We start from the raw sequence: 19,761 nt of genomic DNA, 5'->3' as shown, positions 1-19,761 counted from the left end.
GGAGTTCCTGTCCTTTTTGCTTTATTGATTACATTGAAATATTTTTTTGATTTGTTTTATGATATTTTAATAGACTAAAAGATAAACAAGCAGAACATAAAATAAGAAAAGCAGAAATGATATAAATTGTACGAACACCAAACATATCAGTAATAATGCCAACACTAAGCATAGAAATACCAGAAGCCGTCGAGAGGAGTGCACCATGAGCTGTATACATTTTGGATAATAGAGTAGGCTCGACACTAGATTGTAACACTGTCGTTTGAGAAATATCTCTAATTTGATAACATGGCCCCATTAGAACACATAGGAATAGCGCAATAAACCCGCTACTTGTCATACCATATAAAAATGTAAGAATACTAAACATAAGAGAGCCTATCGCCATGGAACGAATTAAATTGTTTTGAATGTATGTACTCATTTTCCACGCTAATAGCCCGCCAATTAACGTGCCAACGTAATAACTTGTATTAATATATCCCCACCATTCTTCTCCTTTATGAAGGACGGTTGTTACATAAGCCATGGTAATAGCGCCAATCCATATCGTCCCTGCGAAAGTTTCAATTAAGTCCATACATGTAACGGTGCGGAGAGCAGGATTTTGAAATAAGAGTTTCCAACCCTCCAATAAAGTAGCAGCTTTTGAAGAAGAAGGCTCTATTACTTGCTCATTATGTATGGAACGTAATGAAAAGTGTAGTGCAACACATCCGAAAATCATCAAAATATTATTCATCATGAGTGTAGAAGTAGCACCGATAAGAAGAACAATAACACTTGTAAATGTATAAGCAGCGGCTTGGGCAATTTGTGTGAAAAAGGAAAAAATACTATTTACTTTTACTAAATTTTCTTTTGGTGTAAGGCGCGGTAGAATACCGTATAGTAATGGAGCGCTCCAGCCACTACATAATGAAATGAAAAAAATGAAAATTAATAGTGCTACAATGTTTGTAGAAAGGACCGGGAATAATATCATTAATAAAAATAATAGGGCAGTTTTTGACCATTGTAATGTAAACAGTAATGAATAAGATGAAAAGCGATTCATTATAAGTGGTGCAGATGTATTTGCTATAAGGTTAGTTATGACTTGTAATAATGGAAAAAGAGCAGTTAATGTAGCGGATTTAGTTGTGATATACATATGAGTTGTAATAATCATTATGTATACGATGTCAGCGAGAGTAATGCATATTTTCGATCCTAAATAGTAAGTTAATGAACGTTTATGCAATAAGCACACCACCTTCCTAAAAAAGTAATATTTCAGTAGTTAGAATAATTATAATTTGAAAATTAAATTTTCGAAAGAATTTAATTTTTTGTCACTTTTTGAAAAGGATTTTCATGTATAATGAAGAATATATTAATATAGTATTTTATTAATACTTATTGTAACAGCGAATATGTACAATAGCTTATAGTAAACGCCCACGTATAAGAAAGGGCGGATAAACCATTCTTTTCTTCATATACATATAGAAAACGAGAAAGAAAGTGAGGGTTGCATATGGCTGCATGGGTAATTTGGTTTATCATAGCTGGTATTTTATTTATTGCAGAAATGTTGTCGATTACATTTTACATGCTTTGGCTTGGAATTGGAGCTGTTGTCGGAGGTCTTATTGCTTTATTTGCCCCTGAAGCACTACTATTACAAGTTGTTGCTGGAGCGATTGTAAGTTTAACATTGACTTTCTTTACGAAAAGAATATCAAAAAACTTTCGAGAAGCAAAAGGTTTTACTGATACAGTAGATATGTTGGTCGGTAAAAAAGGGATTGTCATGCAAGCGATTACAAACGAAACGAATGGTATTGTGAAGGTGGATGGAGATACTTGGACAGCTGTTGCAGATGCTCCAATTGATACTGGAGAAAAAGTTGTTGTTATAAAGAGAAATAGTACTATATTACAAGTGAAAAAGGAGAGTGAATAAATATGGTAGCATTAACGCTAACGATTATTTTCGCACTAATTGTTGTTACATTTATCGCATTGACAATCAAAATTATTCCACAGCAAAAAGTTGGAGTCGTTGAAAGATTTGGTAAGTTTCAGCGTGTGATGCAGCCAGGATTAAATTTATTAATCCCGATTGTAGATCGCGTTCGTGTATATCATGACTTACGTATTCAGCAAACGAATGTACCACCGCAGAAAGTAATTACGAAAGATAATGTACAAGTAGAAATTGATACGATTATTTTCTATCAAGTCGTTGAGCCTGAACTTGCGACATATGGTATTTCGAACTATGAATATGGTGTTCGTAACATTACTTCAGCAACGATGCGTCAAATCATTGGTAAAATGGAACTGGATGAAACGTTATCTGGTCGTGAAAAAATTTCAACAGAAATTCGCTTAGCGCTTGATGAAGCAACAGAAAAATGGGGCGTTCGCATTGAACGTGTTGAAGTTGTCGATATTAATCCGCCTAAAGATGTGCAAGCGTCAATGGAAAAACAAATGAAAGCAGAACGTAATAAACGTGCGATCATATTAGAAGCTGAAGCTGCAAAGCAAGATAAAGTCCTTCGTGCTGAAGGGGAAAAGCAAAGTAAAATCTTGATGGCTGAAGGGGATAAAGAAGCACGTATTCGAGAAGCGGAAGGTATTAAAGAAGCAAAAGAATTAGAAGCACAAGGGGAAGCAAGAGCGATTGAGGAAATTGCGAAAGCAGAACAAAATCGAATTGAATTACTTCGTGAAGCAAATTTAGATGAGCGTATACTTGCTTACAAATCATTTGAATCATTAGCTGAAGTTGCGAAAGGGCCAGCAAATAAAGTCTTTATTCCATCTAATGCAATTGAAACACTTGGTACTCTTGGGGCAATTGGAGAAATCTTTAAAGAAAAACAAGCGAAGAAACTACCTTCAAATAATACAGAAAAAGAATAATAAGAGTGAAAAGAGAAATGGGATGCCATTTCTCTTTTTTATTATAGAAAATTCAGAGTATGATATAATGGAATTTTTCGGATATTAAAAAGGGGAGTGGAGAAACATGCAAATACTACTAATACGCCACGGAGAATCAGAAGCTGATATTTTAAACGTACATGAAGGACGAGCTGACTTTGAATTAACAGAAAAGGGAAGACAGCAAGTGCAAAGACTTGTACAGAAAGTGAAAGCAGATTTTCCGCCAGATTTCATTTGGGCAAGTACATTAAAACGTGCTCGCGAAACTGGTGAAACGTTAGCAGAAGGAATTGGGTGCCCAATTCAATTAGAAGAGGAATTAATGGAGTTTAATAATGGAGTGCAAGCAGGTCTTTCATTTGAAGAAGCTAAGAAATATCCCGAGCCAAAGTTTCTTCATGATCGTTTTGAAAACGGGGAATCATTTATTGAATTTAGAATGAGAATAGAAGGCATCTTTTCTAAAATCGTGACGGAGAATACATATGACCGAATTGCAATTGTTGCACACGGTGGTGTAATAAATAGTCTATTACGTGCGTTTTTCAAAATGCCAATTTCAATGGACTATTATTTTAAAATGGGAGATACGGGAATAAGCTTAATTGAAATTGACGGTGAACAAAAAACGGTACATTTCATTAATGATACGAATCATTTGCACGGGATGTAGAGAATTATGTGCAAAGTTGTATTTTTCGATGTTGACGGTACACTTTTAAGTGAGATTGATAGAAGTATGCACGAAAGTACAAAAGAAGCGATACATAGGTTAATAGATAAAGGGATTCATGTAGTTGTTACGACAGGGAGACCGTATAGTTTATGCTCACAATTTAATGCGCTGGGCATAAATACAATTATTTCTGCAAATGGTGCACATATCAAGTGTGGGGAAACAGTTATACATAAATCAGTACTTTCAAGTGAAATTGTTCATGATCTCTCAGAGTTTGCTGCATTACATGGTCACGGTGTTTCTTATTTTACAGAGGATTTTGCAATGAACGGAATAGCCGCGGATAATGGACGTGTAATGCAAGCGCTTAGCGAGACGTTGCATTTAGAGAAGTATCCAGAAAAAAGCAGGGATTTGTCAGAAGAAATCTATTGTTTATGTCTGTATGCAGATGAAATAGAAGCTCAAAAATTTCTTGAAAGATATCCAGCACTTACGTTTGAACGTTTTCACGGTTACGTTATGAATGTGTTGGAAGATAATAAAGTATCGAAGGTAACTGCAATTCAAAAGGTATTAGAACACCTAAACATTTGCAAATCAGAAGCCATTGCTTTTGGTGACGGTAGAAATGATATTGAGATGTTAGAGTATGTAGGATTAGGTATTGCGATGGGGAATGGCGGAGAAGAGTTAAAAACAAGAGCTGATTTTGTTACAAAGAAGGCGAGTGAAGGTGGTATTTTATTTGCCTTAGAAAAGTTTCATATCGTCTAACATACCTTTATTGAAATAAAGGTATGTTAGGATCTTTAATGTGCTCGCATAATAAAATATGTATTTGTCCACGATGATGATAAAAGTGTGCAACAATTTCAAGCAACCATTCAAAACGTGAATAAGAAACGCCCCAATAGGCAGTCTTAATTTCCACTAATTCTTCTCGGGAATAGGAAAGAAATGTTTTAGAGAGAAGGGTGAATCCTTCAAGCATTATTTGTTGCATGTATGTAATTGTTTCTGGTGTATGTTCTAAATAAAAGGTACGTAACTCTTTTTTCGTACTACCATTTAAAATGAGTAAATCAGCATGGCAAATAAGAGAAAGATGTGCACACATTTCAAATAATGAACGCTTCGATTGAATCGGAGCTATTTTTAAATCACTTTCAGTATATTGATCCAGCATTTGAATAGAAGTATCAATAGCAACTTTAAGTTGATGCAATGCAGATTGTACAAACATTGTAATTCTCCTCTTCTCCGTATATAATAGTTTCTTGAGGGTATTATATCATGCTCAAAATTCCGAAAATTCTAGTAGTTTGACTAGCATATTGAAAAGTATTATATTGTAAAAGGTCATATGAAACGTGAAATAGAATGGAATGCAATTATTGAGTTAGGAGTTAGACCAATGAGTTTGAAATATGGAAGAGATACAATTGTTGAAGTTGACTTAAATGCAGTAAAACATAATGTAAAAGAATTTAAAAAACGTGTGAATGATGAAAATATTGCAATGATGGCTGCTGTAAAAGCGAATGGGTATGGTCATGGGGCAGTTGAAGTTGCAAAAGCTGCTATTGAAGCAGGAATAAATCAGCTTGCAGTTGCATTTGTAGATGAAGCGATAGAGTTAAGAGAAGCAGGAATTAACGTGCCGATTTTAATTTTAGGCTATACATCAGTAGCGGCTGCGGAAGAAGCAATTCAATATGACGTTATGATGACCGTTTATAGAAGTGAAGATTTACAAGGTATAAATGAAATCGCAAACCGTCTTCAAAAGAAAGCGCAAATTCAGGTGAAAATTGATACAGGAATGAGTCGCATTGGTTTACAGGAAGAAGAGGTTAAACCATTTTTAGAGGAATTAAAACGTATGGAGTATGTAGAGGTAGTGGGAATGTTTACACATTACTCTACGGCAGATGAAATCGATAAATCATATACGAATATGCAAACAAGTTTATTTGAGAAAGCTGTCAATACAGCAAAAGAATTAGGAATTCATATTCCATATATTCATAGTTCAAATAGTGCAGGTTCAATGGAACTTAGCAATACATTTCAAAATATGGTTCGTGTAGGTATCGGAATTTATGGAATGTATCCTTCAAAAGAGGTAAATCATTCAGTTGTTTCGTTACAGCCTGCGTTGTCGTTAAAATCAAAAGTAGCCCATATTAAGCATGCGAAGAAAAATCGCGGTGTAAGTTATGGGAATACGTATGTAACGACTGGTGAAGAATGGATTGCCACTGTACCGATTGGTTATGCTGATGGTTATAATCGTCAGTTATCTAATAAAGGGCATGCATTAATAAATGGAGTTCGAGTACCTGTTATTGGCCGTGTTTGTATGGATCAGCTCATGTTAGACGTTTCAAAAGCAATGCCAGTACAAGTGGGAGACGAAGTAGTATTCTACGGTAAACAAGGCGAAGAAAACATCGCAGTAGAAGAAATAGCGGATATGTTAGGTACAATTAACTATGAAGTTACATGTATGTTAGATAGAAGAATTCCACGTGTGTATAAAGAAAATAATGAAACAACTGCTATTGTAAATATACTAAGAAAAAACTGAATCGTTATGATTCAGTTTTTTTATTTTTGACAAATAAAAAATGCCCTATTTGTACCGTGTGATTGAATGTCCTTAAAACCTACGGATTCTAGCGAAGAAATTATTTCTTCATTGGAATAACAAGCTTCTTCAAATGAAAAGTCACTTCTTGTCCAATTATTATCTATGTCATGCTGAAATAGTATAAAGTTCATTTCTGCTTTTTTATTTTCACTATCATATGTAGAATCAATCGTACAAACATATTCGTCTGCTGAAATATGAAACGAAGCAGTCCAATTTTCAAGAAAGCCTTTTTCCGTATTCATATCAAATACGAATGTACCTTCGCTATGTAATACGGAATAAACATTACGAAAAACACTTTTTAATTCATCTAATTTTAAAATATGGTTTAAGCTATCGCCAGTAGAGATAACATATTGAAATTGCTCATTTATGTTGAAATAGCGAGCATCATCTACGATAAAGGCTGCGTCTGGAGCGTTTTGACGTGCGTATTCAATCATTTGAGCAGAACCATCTATACCAGTTACCACAAAATGATTATCAATTAATTTCTTAGTAAGGTGACCAGTCCCACAGCAAAGATCTAAAATATGAGAATGTGGTGGTGCATATTGTAAAACGAGTTTTTCCAAAAGTAGATAAGCGTGTTCAGCATAATGCCCCCAATGCTTATTATAAATGGATGCGAAAATATCATAATCAGAATAAATTAGCTTTTTAGACATATGTATTCACCCCGGAATTCATTACATTATAATAGTCATGCTTCGCTTTCATTTCAAAACCACATTGTGTATATAGTTTTAAAGCATTGTTATTTTTCGTTTCGACGTCTAATTTAATTGTTGAAACTCCTTTTGTAATAAGGGTATGTATCATGGACGTAAGAATATCTTTACCGTATCCTTGCCCTTGATAAGAAGGGTGAACGGCGAATCCTGATAGTGTAGTAGATTGGTCTTCTTTAGAAACTGTAATTGTTCCTATCACTTTTTCATTGATAAGGACGCTGTAAACTTGATGGGAAGATGAATTCATCATCTTTTGTAACCATGTAGCGGTATTTTCTACTGAATCTCCAAACGCTTTACTAGAAAGCTCAATAAGATCAAGAAGTGATTTTGAAGATGCAAGAGTAAGCTGTATAGCATTCTTCGTCGTTTTTTGAACTTCTTTTCCTTTGAACTCCATACTATATTCACTATGTAAATAAGGCAGCTCCATATGTATTGCAAATTCTTTCCCAGAAGCAGACTCCCCATTCATAATAAGAAGAGCTTCGTCTGCCCCTCTTAATCGTATTTCTTTCATTGCGGTTTGTAAAAGAGTAGTACCTATACGTTGTTTCCTATAGTTCGGGTGAACAAAGCCTATTAACTCAAGTTTAGTAGGTCTTTCAAAGTCATACATACTTAATGCACCGACTAATTTTGTATCGTCATAAAATAGAAAATCATTTATCTCTTCTTTATTACGGGCAGTTAAAAAGTTTATATGTAAATCTGACGAATAATCAATTCGATCGTGTTGCCCGCAAATATGAGCTAAATCCTTCATTTGCTGTATTTCACATTCTGTTAAAGACCACTTTTTCTGAATTTCCATTTCATAACCCCTCACATTCGTATTTAAAAATAGGATGGATGCCTTAGCCACTTTTCTAATTCCACACTCCCTTGAACAGACAACAGTCGGTATAAATAACGGTAAGGCTGTCTACACTTTTCAAGTTGAGGAATAGGCATAATTGTTTCGTAACCACTTTTAAAAGCATGAGCTTCTTTTTCGGTAAGTACATATTCTAGTCCGATAAACTCAAACTCTCGAGGAGCAACTGCGTAAGCTTCTGTATCTACTAAACCTGTAATAGTTGTACCATCTGATAAAAACTGAGTAGGGTCCATATCAATTAAAACGAGCGTTGCCTCCTTTGGTACCGGTAAGGAAGAAAGTTGTTGTTCAAAAGTAGGAAATGCGTTACGGATGCTCGCATTATCGGAATAAAACCTATTTACAAGTTCTTTACTGACTTTTAATATGTGAGACTTAAATTCTTCTAGTGGAACTTGGAAAGTACCTGATGGGTTTCCTATAAACGCTGCTTGAAACGAATGAATTTCTGCTAGTCCTTTTCCAAGGCTGAATAAAATTGAATCAGATTGTCCGATAAAGGATTGCAGCGTATTTCCTGTTAGTTTTTCGACACTAACAAACTTTCGGCCATTTAAAACATGTTTTTGCAAAATAGTGGGGATGGGCAAGTTAGTATGCTTTTTCAATAATTCGTGTATAAGTTCTAAATGATGGACGTTTCTTGGATCAATTCCGAATAGGTTTTTACATCCCCACCAAAAATCATTATTTGGCTCTTCATTCATTTTTGAGGAACGAACAATAACTTCTTCAAATGCTGTTTTAACAAGAAACACATCGCTTGCATGTTCTTCATAACCTGGGTGTAAAGTTTGAATAGATAAAATAGGTGAAGCGAATAGTTGTTGTAGCATGAAGTCACTCCTTTTTTCTGTAAATTCGATAAACTCATTATATAACAGAATGTATACGAAGTGGATAATGATAGGGGCAACATAGAACTTAAATAAATTTACGGTGAGAAATCAGTGTGAAAATTATATTTTTCTACTTTTGTATGAATTATCAAAATAATGTTTCTGATGATAAATCTGTAAAAATACCCAAATATAAATCTCATATTTTTCAGTAAATGAAGAGTTAAGCTCACTTTCAATAGGAGTATAACGTAGGTTATGAAAAATATTTCTCAATAATAAAATGAAGAGAAAAATATGAAAAAGTAGAATAGATTCCTTTATAATAGTTTTAAATTAATTAATATAATTAATTATTAATTATATTAGATAGGAGAGAAAATGATGGCAAATGTACTCGTAATAAATTTCCCTGGAGAAGGTCATATAAATCCGACTTTAGCTATTATAAGTGAGTTAATTCGGCGAGGGGAAACAGTTGTTTCGTATTGTATTGAAGATTATAGAAAGAAGATTGAGGCAACAGGTGCAGAATTCCGAGAGTTTGAAAATTTTCTCTCCCAAATTAATATTATGGAACGAGTAAATGAAGGTGGGAGTCCTTTGACGATGCTATCTCATATGATTGAAGCATCAGAGCGTATTGTTACTCAAATTGTAGAAGAAACAAAAGGAGAACAGTACGATTACTTACTATACGATAATCATTTTCCAGTAGGACGTATTATAGCGAATGTTTTACAATTACCTAGCATTTCGTCTTGTACAACGTTTGCTTTTAATCAGTACATTACTTTTAACGATGAACAAGAATCGAGACAAGTAGATGAAACGAATCCGTTATATCAATCTTGTTTAGCGGGAATGGAAAAATGGAATAGACAGTATGGAATGAAATGTAATAGTATGTACGATATTATGAATCACCCTGGTGATATTACCATCGTATACACTTCAAAGGAATATCAACCACGTTCAGATGTATTCGATGAATCGTATAAGTTTGTCGGTCCATCAATTGCTACTCGAAAAGAAGTAGGTAGCTTTCCTATGGAAGATTTAAAAGGTGAAAAATTGATTTTTATTTCTATGGGAACAGTTTTTAATGAACAACCTGAGTTATATGAAAAATGTTTTGAAGCGTTTAAAGGGGGAGAAGCGACAGTCATATTAGCTGTTGGTAAGAAGATAAATATAAGTCAGTTTGAAAACATTCCGAATAACTTTAAGTTGTATAATTATGTGCCACAATTAGAAGTATTACAGCATGCTGATGTATTCGTGACACACGGTGGTATGAATAGTTCGAGTGAAGCACTATATTACGGTGTCCCGTTAGTTGTAATTCCGGTAACAGGAGATCAGCCTTTAGTTGCGAAACGAGTGAATGAAGTAGGGGCAGGAATAAGGCTTAATCGTAAAGAATTAACTTCTGAATTGTTACGTGAGACTGTAAAGGAAGTAATGTATGATGTAACGTTTAAGGAAAATAGTCGTAAAGTTGGAGAGTCACTTCGAAATGCTGGTGGATATAAAAGGGCAGTTGATGAAATATTTAAAATGAAAATGAATTCGTACTTGAAACTTAAATAAATGTTTGAGGCACACTTACTACAATGCGTAAGTGTGCTTCAATAAAAAATTACATAAAAATCACTATAATGGTGAAACTTTTGTGTATATAAACTGATATCTTTGTATTAGTAGTAAAATTACGTTAAAATAATACTAAGAAAATATATAAGTTTTGGGGGTAATGAATGAAGAAAGTATTTGAATACGTATTATTAACAATTGGCTCAATTATTGTAGCAGGTTCATTAGAGCTTATTTTAGCGCCTAATGGATTAGTAGATGGCGGGGTAACAGCCATTGCTATTATGGCGAATAAAGTTGCAGGATTGCCGCTTTATGGAGTGTTCTTAGGAATTAATATCCCGATTTTATTATTTACTGCAAAAGTAATGGGAAAGAAGTTCTTTATCCGTACATCCTATGCAAATGTTGTGACAACACTTGGATTGATTTATTTGAAACCATTTCCAGCAATTACAACTTCTGAATTGTTAATTGTTCTTTATGGAGGAGTTCTATTTGGTGTTGGTGTAGGGATTGTAGTAAAAATGGGCGGAGCAATTGACGGATCAGAAATGTTAGCTGTTTGGATGAATAAACATTTTAAAGTGCCGATTAGTACATTTTTACTTGCTGTAAATGCGGTTATTTTCATCTTTGTTGCCATTTTGTTTTCAATTGAACAAGCGATGTTCTCATTAGCAATTTTCTATATTGTTACGAAGATGATTGATTTCATATTAGATGGCATTAATCAAGGAAAGAGCGTTATGATTATTTCTGGTAAAAATAAAGAAATAGGCGATCTACTTATGAAAGAATTGCAATTATCCGTTACGTATCTACATGGAGAAGGTGGTTTTTTAGGAGAACATAAGAGAATCATTTATTGTATTACAAACCGTTTCATTTATCCGAAAATGAAAGATCTCGTTCTCTCTGTAGATCCAACTGCTATTATTGAAGCTTCCTATTCAACAGAAACAACTGGTGTCAAACGTCCAGGAAGGGCAATGAGATCAGAAAAATAGTACATAAAATAGCTCCACGTAAGTATAACTTGCGTGGAGCTATTCTTATTTAGGGAACCACGCTTTTTTCAGTAATTTGACAACAGTTTCGATACAATCCTCTGGAATACTGCCAAAACCGAGTAATACATACGATTCCTCCCTTACATTATGAACAGAATCGTATGTTGAGAGAGGGTATAACTTAATACGTTGTTTTGCAGCTGCATGAATAAGTTCTCGTTCGTTCATCCCATTATGAACGTGAAGTACAATATGAAGTCCGGATTGTTCACCGAGTATATGAACGTTATTTCCCATTTCGTTTGTAATAGATTTAATTAAAGAAATATGTTTTCTTTTATATAATGTACGACTTCGGTTAATATGACGTTCCCAATCACCACTTTGAATAAAGGTAGCAAAGGTAAGTTGTTGCATTGTAGAAACCGTTTGTTTAAACATACCACCAAATTCTTTATAGGTTTTTAGCAGATGAGCTGGTAAAACGATATATCCCATTCGTAAAGAAGGTAAAAAAGACTTCGAAAAAGTTCCCATATAAATAACACGTTCATTTGAATCTAGCCCTTGTAAAGAAGGAATAGGTTTTCCAATATAGCGGAATTCCCCATCGTAATCATCTTCAATAATATACCCCTTACAATCATTTGCCCATTTTAATAACTCGAGTCTTCTAGATAACGGCATAATGATTCCGAGTGGGAATTGGTGAGATGGAGTGACATAGGCCACATTGGAACCAGATTCACGTAAAGCAGAAATATGAATCCCTTTACCATCTAAAGGGATCGGGTGAACAGGAAGGTCACAACTTTGAATTATGGCAGGTATACGGTGAAATCCAGGGTTTTCGATTCCGTATTCTTTTTTTGAACCAAGTAGTTGAAGTAGTAGCCAAAGAAGAGGTTGCGTACCCGCTCCGATAATAATTTGATCAGGTGAAGAATGTACTCCGCGAGCATGATATAAATACTTTGAAATATGTTCTCGTAGTACGAGCTCACCTTGTGGATCTTCTTTAGCAAATAATTCATTTTCATACTGAAATAAAGTTTCGTGTAATGCTCTTTTCCAGTTTGTTATCGGAAAAGACTTTTGATCAATAAGTCCTTGACTACAATCATAATCATATTGTTCGCTTTCTTTATTGTTAGCAATGTTTGACGCAATTTGCTGTTTCTTTTGAATGACATCAATATCAACTTCCGCAACAAAAATCCCACGTTTCGGTTTGCTTTCTACATACCCTTCAGCTTGTAATTGTTGATAAGCGGATTCAACTGTAATACGGCTCACATTAAGTTGCATAGCTAAATTTCTATGAGAAGGAAGGCGTGTACCAGCACGTAGTGATCCTTGAGAGATTTCTCGTTTCATATATTCGTAAATTTGTAAGTAAATGGGTTTCTTACTTTGTAATTGTAATGGGATAGTAAAATCCATGTTATGAACGCTCCTTTAAAACTGTCCTTATAAAAAAGAATTGAACTGTCACTTAAGTTAAGGGCAGTTACTTTCTATAATAATGATATAACATTTAGAAAATTTTATAAATAGTAAGGGGAGAATCATAATGAATATTAAAGCAGTAGTAACAGAAGCTGATTTACACGATGTATTTCCTGTATTACAGCAATTGCGAACAAAACTTTCAAGAGAAGAAGCAAGTTCTTTATTTCAAAAAATGAAAGAAGAAAATTATAAACTATTTTCGCTGCGTAACGAAGAGAATGAAGTTGTTAGTCTAGCTGGTGTAGCGATTTGTACGAATTTTTATAATGAGAAACATGTTTTTGTGTATGACCTTGTAACCGCGGAAGCTCACAGATCAAAAGGGTATGGTAATGTTCTGCTGTCATATGTAGAAAAATGGGGGAAAGAAGAAGGGTGCAGTTCTATCGTACTTACATCTGCATTTCCAAGAATTGATGCACATCGTTTTTATGAAAGAGAGGGTTTTGATAAGGTAAGCTATTCTTTTTATAAAGCGTTATAATATTAAGTAGGTTCCGTATGTAAAAGTATATGGAACCTATTTTCTTTTTCAGATTTGGGTTAGGGACAGGTTTAGTAATATAATTTGTCGAATGTTAGAGATTAACAACGGAATATTGAATTCAGAGAATGTTAGGAGCGTTTAAACTTGAAAAAAATAAAGGAATTATCTATACCAAATGATGTAAGAGTCATTATTATTTCTGATATTCATGGAGAATTAGATCTTTTTAAGGAATTACTACATAAAGTTAATTTTAAAGATGAAGATTATTTAATTATTAATGGTGATCTTTGTGAGAAAGGGAGAGATAGTATTGGCGTCGTAAACTATGTGATGGATCTAGTAGTTAGTAAGCCAAATGTGTATGTAATAGAAGGGAATTGTGAAGTTGTAGTTGAAGCACTTGTAAATGAAAATCATGCTCTAATAAATTATTTGTGTACGCGAAAAAATACAATTTTTAATGAATGGCTAGCGCAATTGAATATTAACGTTCATAAAGAAAGTGATATCCGTGAATTGAAAACAAAATTAATGAGCCATTTCTCAAAAGAAATAAAGTGGCTAATAGAATTACCAACAGCGATTGAAACGGAGGATTATATCTTTGTACATGCTGGACTTGAAGATAGAGAAGATTGGAAAGAGACAGAACGAAAAAATGCGATAGCAATGCCGGAGTTTTTCAATCAATCACATAAAGCAAATAAGTATGTAGTTGTCGGTCATTGGCCTGTTGTAAACTATTCAGAGAAGGCACCATCTAACAATCCTGTTATTGATAAGGAAAAAAAGATTATTGCAATTGACGGCGGAAATACGATTAAAGAGGCAGGACAATTAAATGCATTTATCATTCAGAGGACAAGTGCAAGTGATAAGTTTTCTTATACATATGTAGACTATTTTCCAGAATATGAAGTAATAGCAGATTTTCATGCCGATGCAACAATGCAGGGCGGGGTTACCTATCCACATTATTACATAGAGCCTATGGAGAAGAAGCAAGATTACACAATATGCAGGCAAAAGGAAACGAATATATTACTTTATGTGAAAGATGAATATATTAGGCAACTTGATTCAGGTGAATACACAGTGAAAACGGATATATCTTGTGCGCAAATAAGCGTAAAAAAAGGGGATATTGTTTCTTTCATTGATGGTAGCTGCTCAGGATATGATTTAATTAAAAAAGATGGAGTAGAAGGCTGGATAGAGAAAGGGATTTTAGTTGAGATAGAAAAGACGAAAAAGAAAATATTTAGCTGAAATAGGAGGGATGTAACCTCCTATTTTTTTAAGAAGTAGATTGCTTGCTATCTTTAATAAGTAAATAAATCGTACTCGGTAAAATGACAAGCGTCATTCCTAAAATAATTGTTAGTATAGCATAACCTCTATATGGAGCAGAAACGATAAATGGAAGCCCCGCTAGGAAAATACCTGCTATCATCATTGAAATACTACAAATATTTGAAGCTCTTTTTTCAAGGTGCTTATCATTCCATTCCAATGAAACGGTTGATTTAGTCGTATCAATTTTGGAACTGAAATAGCCTATTAGTATAAATAAAAGCCCTAATGTTAAAAATATGAAATGATCAAGAGGAAGTGAAAAGCCAAGAGCGATAAGGGCAATGACAATATCAACAAAAAATAAGAATAGTAACATTGCGTTGCTAATCAAATGGAGAAATTTCTGGTTACTCGCTGCTTTAGATAAAGCTAAAAATAAAAAGAATACGAAGGAACATATAATTATATTTACGATAACAAAAGTGCCTTTATCCATTGTTGATGTAGGCGTTCCATTGAAGTCCCATTTCGTAACAATATTTGATGGTAAGAAGAAATAGAGAATAATATTTGTCGTAACAATAGTGAGAAATAAAGTAATACTAAATCGATTATTCATTGAATCACCAGCTTTCTACATGCATAATTGTTATCTTATAACAAAATTATACAATATAATAAACGATATCTGTTTTGATTTTTCAGAAAAAATATTATAATTATATATGAAATAAAGAGGAGTGTAGGAGGAAATTATGAAAAACGTAATCATAAAAGGGGATAAAGTAACAATTCGTACAATTGAAGAATCAGATATAAAAACATTATGGAATCTCGTGTTTAAAGAAGAAAATCCAGAATGGAAAAAATGGGATGCACCATATTTTTCGTTTTCGATGCAAGAATACTCAGTCTATAAGGAAAAGATGCAAACTCGTTTAAAAAAAGAACCGCTATCTAATTTAATTATAGAAAATAACGGTCAAGTTATAGGGACGGTCGGATTTTATTGGGAGTATAAACCGACGCGTTGGTTGGAGATGGGAATTGTCATTTATAATCCGGCTTACTGGAATGGCGGCTACGGTACAGAAGCGTTAACGTTATATCGGGATTTACTATTTGAAAAGATGGAGATTGGTAGAGTAGGGCTCACGACTTGGTCTGGTAATGAACGAATGATGAAAGTAGCGGAGAAAATAGGAATGAGCTTAGAAGGTAGAATGCGAAAATGCCGTTATTATAACGGAACGTACTATGACTCTATTCGAATGGGAATGATTCGTGAAGAATGGGAGGCACTATGTGTAACAAAGGGGTGAAGGGATATGTACGTTATTATTGCTACATTTGATCGTGTATTTACTAATAAAATTACAGAATTGCAAAATGAATTAACAAATATCATTGGCACAAATCAATTAGCCGGAGCAGAACCTCATATTACGTTAGCTGATTATAATGAGTTAAATGTTCATTTGTATAAGGAGAAATTAGGGGAGTTTGTAGCTATGCAAGAAAATATGGAACTAGTAACCTTTCCTTCTGTTGGAGTTTTTCCTACTAACGGAACAGTCTTTCTAGCACCGACTGTTACTGATGAATTGTTAAAATTTCATCATTCTTATCATGATTATTTTAACAATTTTCATGACAACCCAAATTCATATTACGTACCGGGAAAGTGGGTTCCGCATTGTACGATTGTAAATAGGTTACATACAAATCAGTTTTTAAGCGTAATGGAATATATTTATGAAAAATTTGATTTTGCAATAGCTTCAATTGAAAAATTAAAATTAATTAAGGTGGATTATGAAAATGGTTCTGCCATTTCTTCTAGTATATTAGCAGAATATAATGTAAAGAGAATGGAGACATCGAGATGACATATGTAATTAGAGAAATGAAGCAAGAAGATATTCATGCTGTACAATCAGTAGCGAAAATAGCTTGGCATGATACATACGAAGGCATTATTCCGAGAGAGATTCAAGACAGTTTTTTAGACGAGGCTTATTCTGAAGAAAAAATGAAATATCGTCTTGAGAATACACATTTATTCGTTGCAGAAGAAGAGGGAGAAGTAATTGGCTTTGCAAATTTTTCACCTGTTAGACTGCAAAACGAAGCAGAATTAGGTGCGATTTATTTGTTACCAGATCAACAAGGGAAAGGGATAGGAAGTGCTTTATTACAAAAAGGGTTAACAGTATTAAAAGGAATTCGGAAACTATACATTCATGTAGAAGCAGCGAATGAAAAAGGAAAACGTTTTTATGAAGCGAAAGGTTTTGCACAATTAGAGGAATTTGAAGAAGATTTTGAAGGACATATGATGCAGACAGTAAGGATGGTTTTATACATATAAGGAGGACTAGAAGTGAAAATCTTTGATTTTAGTGAAAAAGTAGGAAAGCAAATTACAGCATTTCAATCTAATTTCATAATGTCGAAAATAGTAAACCATCAAGGGAATATACATATCGGGGCTATGCATTTAAAAGAGAATGGAATAATTGGATATCATGAAGCAGTTGTATCGCAACTGCTTCTTATTGTGGACGGAACAGGATATGTATGCGGGGCAAATAAAGAAAAAGTGAAGGTGGAAGCGGGACAAGCTGTGTTTTGGGAGAAGGGTGAATTTCATGAAACGAGTACAGAAAAGGGATTGATGGCAATTGTGATTGAGTCGGAGGAACTAGAAAAAGGAATTTTAATGAAAGAAGTAGGAAAGTTTGATGATTAAGGTGTGTAAGGAGGGGGAATATGCGCAAAGTTACACAAATAGTAATATGCGCCACAGCAGTATTATTCATTACATTAGCTATGGTAAATGGAGAAACGTGGAAAGATAAAATTGTTATTTCACTAGCTGTTCTTATATTTACTGGATTTTCTTTAGTATGGAACACATTCGTTATAAATCTTATGGAGAAATTCAATAGAAAAAGGAGTAAATAAATGCGACCTTTCAAGCGAATGAGAACTATATATTTAATAACAGTACCTATTATTGCATTACTCTCATTATTTTTTCCACAGTCAGTAGGAGATCGTATACTTACTTTCTTTTTTGTACTTGTTTTTGGGGGATTAGCAATTGGATTTACATATTTGATGAACTTTATTAACGAAGCAAAAGATAAAAGAGGATAAATAAAAAAGTTTTCAGTGGGGGAGATAGTAAAACTCAAAGGTGTAGATTTGTATAGTTTGAGAAGACGGAACAGGAGACATAGGATGATAAAAATTGCAAGAGCAGTAATGATTATAGCAATTGTAATTGTAATCATTGCAGGGCTAATAGCTCCATTTTCATTAAAAGAAAAAATGGTATATACATTCGGTATGCTTTTTTATGGTGCAATCGGTTTAGGTGGACTTACATTATTAAATTACATTATAAAAAAGCAAAGAAAAGAGAAATAAATAAAAATTTTACCAATCGGAAAAATAGTTGGTGGTCTATTTGTAAAGTTAAAAAACAAGGGGAATAAGAGAATGTTAAAATCGTCAAAAATCATTAAAATTATTGGGTTTATAGTAATGGCTATTGCTAATAGAATTTTCCCTTTTATACTTGTATTCGGTGCAATGCCTCTTGGGAGTACAAACTTAGTAGAATACATAACTAATAAATTTAGAGAGAATAGAAATAATTAGTTTGTTTAAGAAAGTAAGGATCTGATTTATTGTAGATATAATTCTGTTAATTGTTAATGCTGGTGAATGAAAAATTTTCTTTTCAGTTTTAGAAAGAAGTGTGAAGATAATTTGAATGTGCGTAAAGGTACAAAAATATTTATATGCACTTTTGGATTAATAATGATGATACTATCAATGGTAGTACAGAACACATGGAAAGATAGAATTATAGTTGCTTTAGTTGCAATTTTATTTACTGTAATTTCTCTAGTGTGGAACTCTGTTGTTATTAATATCATTCAAAAATTTAATAAAAAGATAGATAAGGAACAGCAGGATGATGAAAATCGCGAAAATTGTAATGATTATAGTAGTTGTAATTTCAATCATTGTTGGACTAATGGGACCATATTCAATTAAGGAAAAGGTAATATATACATGTAGTATGGTTTTCTGGGGAGCTATGGGGATCGGAGCTATTACTTTAATGGATTATATTAGCAGAAGGATAAAAAAATGAAACTTGGATTAATGAGTATTTCTGATAGAAGGAAAATTAGACGAGTATTTCTTTTCTATAAATTGAAATGAAGAGAAATTTGTATTTATTATATTATTCTAAATGTAGATGAATACAAATTCAGTTAATATGGCTATAAAGGTAGCTTGGACAAAGAAAAAGGAGTAACTAAATGTTAAAGCAAGGAAGAATTATAATTGTTATTGGCACATTAGTAACGCTCATCGCGAGTTTTATGGTGCCAGCAGACAATAAAACAAGATTAATAAATGTACTCGTAATATTTTTATTCGGTGTAATAGCTGTGTGGTCTTCAGTTTTATTTGAACGAATTTATCAAAAGATACATAAAAAGTGAAATAAATAAAACTTTTGTCGATTGGAGTAGTAGTGAAACTAGAGGGATTAAAACAATTTTGATGATTATTGTTATAATGGTCGAATCGGCACATAAATGTAATTTTGATTATGTAGGTGTTCCTTATCCAGTGGGCTATTTAGGTGATGAAAAAGTATTACGTTTTAATCATGATAAGATTGTAGAGGAAATGCATAGAGGATATATGACTGAGAGTGAATTAGTAGAATTGTAAAGTGGTTGGAAAATACATATAGATTTTAAAAATACGAAAGGGGAAACAAAATGGAAAGATAATGAGAACCCTTGTAATCATAGGTATACTTATCCCTCCGGTACTACTGTGGAGTGCACCGGATGTTCCTTTAAATGATAAACTGCTGTTTACAGGGTTACAACTAACTGTAGGATTCACCACAGTGGTAGCGTTAGAGATTATATTTAAAAATCGAAAAAAGAAGAAGGTAAAATAGAGATAGATTGTATGGAATCACAGCTGAAAATATGTAACATGTATGATTAATAGTTTTAATTGGGAGGTGACCTACCAGTTGCCTCTTTTAACGTTATAGTTTTAATTTTATCTGAAAA

General features: G+C 33.5%; 27 protein-coding genes. 20 read left to right on the top strand and 7 right to left on the bottom strand.

Going from position 1 to position 19,761, the window contains the following annotated elements; translation table 11 throughout:
* Positions 1 to 28: 28 nt before the first annotated feature.
* The gene (locus AC0L0O_RS14870; RefSeq protein WP_042511421.1) at positions 29 to 1,246 is read right to left on the bottom strand and encodes an MFS transporter; all 1,218 of its coding nucleotides are present in this window, start codon (positions 1,244 to 1,246) and stop codon (positions 29 to 31) included.
* A gap of 276 nt (positions 1,247 to 1,522) precedes the next feature.
* Between AC0L0O_RS14870 and AC0L0O_RS14865 the strand changes: the two genes are divergently transcribed.
* The 4 genes from AC0L0O_RS14865 to AC0L0O_RS14850 all read left to right on the top strand — a co-directional run bounded on the left by AC0L0O_RS14865 (position 1,523) and on the right by AC0L0O_RS14850 (position 4,399).
* On the top strand, positions 1,523 to 1,951 hold the full coding sequence (locus AC0L0O_RS14865) for an NfeD family protein (protein ID WP_000741984.1): 429 nt from the start codon (positions 1,523 to 1,525) through the stop codon (positions 1,949 to 1,951).
* Positions 1,952 to 1,953: 2 nt separating this feature from the next.
* The gene (locus AC0L0O_RS14860; RefSeq protein WP_000226262.1) at positions 1,954 to 2,919 is read left to right on the top strand and encodes an SPFH domain-containing protein; all 966 of its coding nucleotides are present in this window, start codon (positions 1,954 to 1,956) and stop codon (positions 2,917 to 2,919) included.
* 106 nt (positions 2,920 to 3,025) lie between these two features.
* On the top strand, positions 3,026 to 3,616 hold the full coding sequence (locus AC0L0O_RS14855; protein ID WP_001166467.1) for a histidine phosphatase family protein: 591 nt from the start codon (positions 3,026 to 3,028) through the stop codon (positions 3,614 to 3,616).
* A gap of 6 nt (positions 3,617 to 3,622) precedes the next feature.
* A complete protein-coding gene (locus AC0L0O_RS14850) occupies positions 3,623 to 4,399 on the top strand; it encodes a Cof-type HAD-IIB family hydrolase (RefSeq protein WP_428888681.1) in 777 nt (258 codons plus the stop codon).
* A 7-nt stretch (positions 4,400 to 4,406) separates the two neighbouring features.
* Here the strand turns inward: AC0L0O_RS14850 and AC0L0O_RS14845 are convergent, their stop codons facing one another.
* A complete protein-coding gene (locus AC0L0O_RS14845) occupies positions 4,407 to 4,868 on the bottom strand; it encodes a DinB family protein (protein ID WP_428888682.1) in 462 nt (153 codons plus the stop codon).
* A 171-nt stretch (positions 4,869 to 5,039) separates the two neighbouring features.
* Between AC0L0O_RS14845 and alr the strand changes: the two genes are divergently transcribed.
* Entirely contained in the window at positions 5,040 to 6,215 is a 1,176-nt protein-coding gene (gene alr, locus AC0L0O_RS14840; protein ID WP_098638198.1) for an alanine racemase, read from the top strand.
* Between the two features lie 20 nt (positions 6,216 to 6,235).
* On the opposite strand, the gene AC0L0O_RS14835 is transcribed toward alr, so the two are convergent.
* Genes AC0L0O_RS14835 through AC0L0O_RS14825 form a run of 3 tightly spaced genes read right to left on the bottom strand, consistent with a single transcriptional unit; the run spans position 6,236 to position 8,731 of the window.
* Entirely contained in the window at positions 6,236 to 6,949 is a 714-nt protein-coding gene (locus tag AC0L0O_RS14835) for a class I SAM-dependent DNA methyltransferase (protein WP_000038485.1), read from the bottom strand.
* On the bottom strand, positions 6,942 to 7,829 hold the full coding sequence (locus tag AC0L0O_RS14830; RefSeq protein WP_000405451.1) for a GNAT family N-acetyltransferase: 888 nt from the start codon (positions 7,827 to 7,829) through the stop codon (positions 6,942 to 6,944). Before AC0L0O_RS14830 ends, AC0L0O_RS14835 begins: the two co-directional genes overlap by 8 nt.
* Positions 7,830 to 7,852: 23 nt before the next feature.
* Entirely contained in the window at positions 7,853 to 8,731 is an 879-nt protein-coding gene (locus AC0L0O_RS14825) for a nitrate reductase (protein WP_000941342.1), read from the bottom strand.
* Between the two features lie 387 nt (positions 8,732 to 9,118).
* On the opposite strand from AC0L0O_RS14825, the gene AC0L0O_RS14820 reads away from it, so the two are divergent.
* Both AC0L0O_RS14820 and AC0L0O_RS14815 read left to right on the top strand, forming a co-directional pair.
* Positions 9,119 to 10,327, top strand: a complete 1,209-nt coding sequence (locus AC0L0O_RS14820; protein ID WP_428888683.1) for a macrolide family glycosyltransferase — start codon at positions 9,119 to 9,121, stop codon at positions 10,325 to 10,327.
* A 167-nt stretch (positions 10,328 to 10,494) separates the two neighbouring features.
* Positions 10,495 to 11,340, top strand: coding sequence for a YitT family protein (locus tag AC0L0O_RS14815; RefSeq protein WP_000755132.1), 846 nt, complete (start codon positions 10,495 to 10,497; stop codon positions 11,338 to 11,340).
* 45 nt (positions 11,341 to 11,385) lie between these two features.
* Here the strand turns inward: AC0L0O_RS14815 and pdxR are convergent, their stop codons facing one another.
* A complete protein-coding gene (pdxR, locus tag AC0L0O_RS14810; protein ID WP_428888684.1) occupies positions 11,386 to 12,786 on the bottom strand; it encodes a MocR-like pyridoxine biosynthesis transcription factor PdxR in 1,401 nt (466 codons plus the stop codon).
* 130 nt (positions 12,787 to 12,916) lie between these two features.
* Between pdxR and AC0L0O_RS14805 the strand changes: the two genes are divergently transcribed.
* Complete coding sequence (locus tag AC0L0O_RS14805) at positions 12,917 to 13,339, top strand: GNAT family N-acetyltransferase (RefSeq protein ID WP_001021801.1); 423 nt, start codon at positions 12,917 to 12,919, stop codon at positions 13,337 to 13,339.
* A 147-nt stretch (positions 13,340 to 13,486) separates the two neighbouring features.
* Positions 13,487 to 14,614 (top strand): metallophosphoesterase, encoded by a 1,128-nt coding sequence (locus AC0L0O_RS14800; protein WP_428888685.1) that lies wholly within the window; start codon positions 13,487 to 13,489, stop codon positions 14,612 to 14,614.
* 28 nt (positions 14,615 to 14,642) lie between these two features.
* Here the strand turns inward: AC0L0O_RS14800 and AC0L0O_RS14795 are convergent, their stop codons facing one another.
* Positions 14,643 to 15,260 (bottom strand): DUF1648 domain-containing protein, encoded by a 618-nt coding sequence (locus AC0L0O_RS14795; RefSeq protein ID WP_001065189.1) that lies wholly within the window; start codon positions 15,258 to 15,260, stop codon positions 14,643 to 14,645.
* Positions 15,261 to 15,396: 136 nt separating this feature from the next.
* Here AC0L0O_RS14795 and AC0L0O_RS14790 point away from each other — a divergent pair, with 136 nt between their 5' ends.
* The 11 genes from AC0L0O_RS14790 to AC0L0O_RS14740 all read left to right on the top strand — a co-directional run bounded on the left by AC0L0O_RS14790 (position 15,397) and on the right by AC0L0O_RS14740 (position 19,405).
* A complete protein-coding gene (locus AC0L0O_RS14790; protein WP_428888686.1) occupies positions 15,397 to 15,963 on the top strand; it encodes a GNAT family N-acetyltransferase in 567 nt (188 codons plus the stop codon).
* Between the two features lie 6 nt (positions 15,964 to 15,969).
* Entirely contained in the window at positions 15,970 to 16,530 is a 561-nt protein-coding gene (locus AC0L0O_RS14785; protein WP_072181009.1) for a 2'-5' RNA ligase family protein, read from the top strand.
* Positions 16,527 to 17,012 carry a GNAT family N-acetyltransferase gene (locus AC0L0O_RS14780; RefSeq protein WP_000222826.1) on the top strand — a complete coding sequence of 162 codons (486 nt, stop codon included), beginning with the start codon at positions 16,527 to 16,529 and terminating at the stop codon, positions 17,010 to 17,012. The genes AC0L0O_RS14785 and AC0L0O_RS14780 overlap by 4 nt, the downstream gene beginning before the upstream one ends.
* A gap of 12 nt (positions 17,013 to 17,024) precedes the next feature.
* Positions 17,025 to 17,393: a cupin domain-containing protein gene (locus tag AC0L0O_RS14775; RefSeq protein WP_071729970.1), complete on the top strand. Its 369-nt coding sequence runs from the start codon at positions 17,025 to 17,027 to the stop codon at positions 17,391 to 17,393.
* A gap of 20 nt (positions 17,394 to 17,413) precedes the next feature.
* Positions 17,414 to 17,608, top strand: a complete 195-nt coding sequence (locus AC0L0O_RS14770; RefSeq protein WP_001233482.1) for a hypothetical protein — start codon at positions 17,414 to 17,416, stop codon at positions 17,606 to 17,608.
* Positions 17,609 to 17,803 carry a hypothetical protein gene (locus tag AC0L0O_RS14765; RefSeq protein ID WP_001247267.1) on the top strand — a complete coding sequence of 65 codons (195 nt, stop codon included), beginning with the start codon at positions 17,609 to 17,611 and terminating at the stop codon, positions 17,801 to 17,803.
* Between the two features lie 84 nt (positions 17,804 to 17,887).
* The gene (locus AC0L0O_RS14760; protein WP_428888687.1) at positions 17,888 to 18,076 is read left to right on the top strand and encodes a hypothetical protein; all 189 of its coding nucleotides are present in this window, start codon (positions 17,888 to 17,890) and stop codon (positions 18,074 to 18,076) included.
* A 72-nt stretch (positions 18,077 to 18,148) separates the two neighbouring features.
* The gene (locus AC0L0O_RS14755) at positions 18,149 to 18,310 is read left to right on the top strand and encodes a hypothetical protein (protein WP_000920427.1); all 162 of its coding nucleotides are present in this window, start codon (positions 18,149 to 18,151) and stop codon (positions 18,308 to 18,310) included.
* Positions 18,311 to 18,632: 322 nt separating this feature from the next.
* Positions 18,633 to 18,812 (top strand): hypothetical protein, encoded by a 180-nt coding sequence (locus AC0L0O_RS14750; RefSeq protein ID WP_071736247.1) that lies wholly within the window; start codon positions 18,633 to 18,635, stop codon positions 18,810 to 18,812.
* 172 nt (positions 18,813 to 18,984) lie between these two features.
* Positions 18,985 to 19,170: a hypothetical protein gene (locus AC0L0O_RS14745; protein ID WP_000917620.1), complete on the top strand. Its 186-nt coding sequence runs from the start codon at positions 18,985 to 18,987 to the stop codon at positions 19,168 to 19,170.
* Between the two features lie 61 nt (positions 19,171 to 19,231).
* Positions 19,232 to 19,405, top strand: coding sequence for a DUF4176 domain-containing protein (locus AC0L0O_RS14740; RefSeq protein ID WP_003171639.1), 174 nt, complete (start codon positions 19,232 to 19,234; stop codon positions 19,403 to 19,405).
* Positions 19,406 to 19,761: the final 356 nt, after the last annotated feature.

It is taken from the genome of Bacillus sp. GS3m_15504 (genome assembly GCF_055825275.1).
Note: the sequence above shows the minus strand (reverse complement) of the source record. Positions and strands in the feature narration are given on the sequence as shown.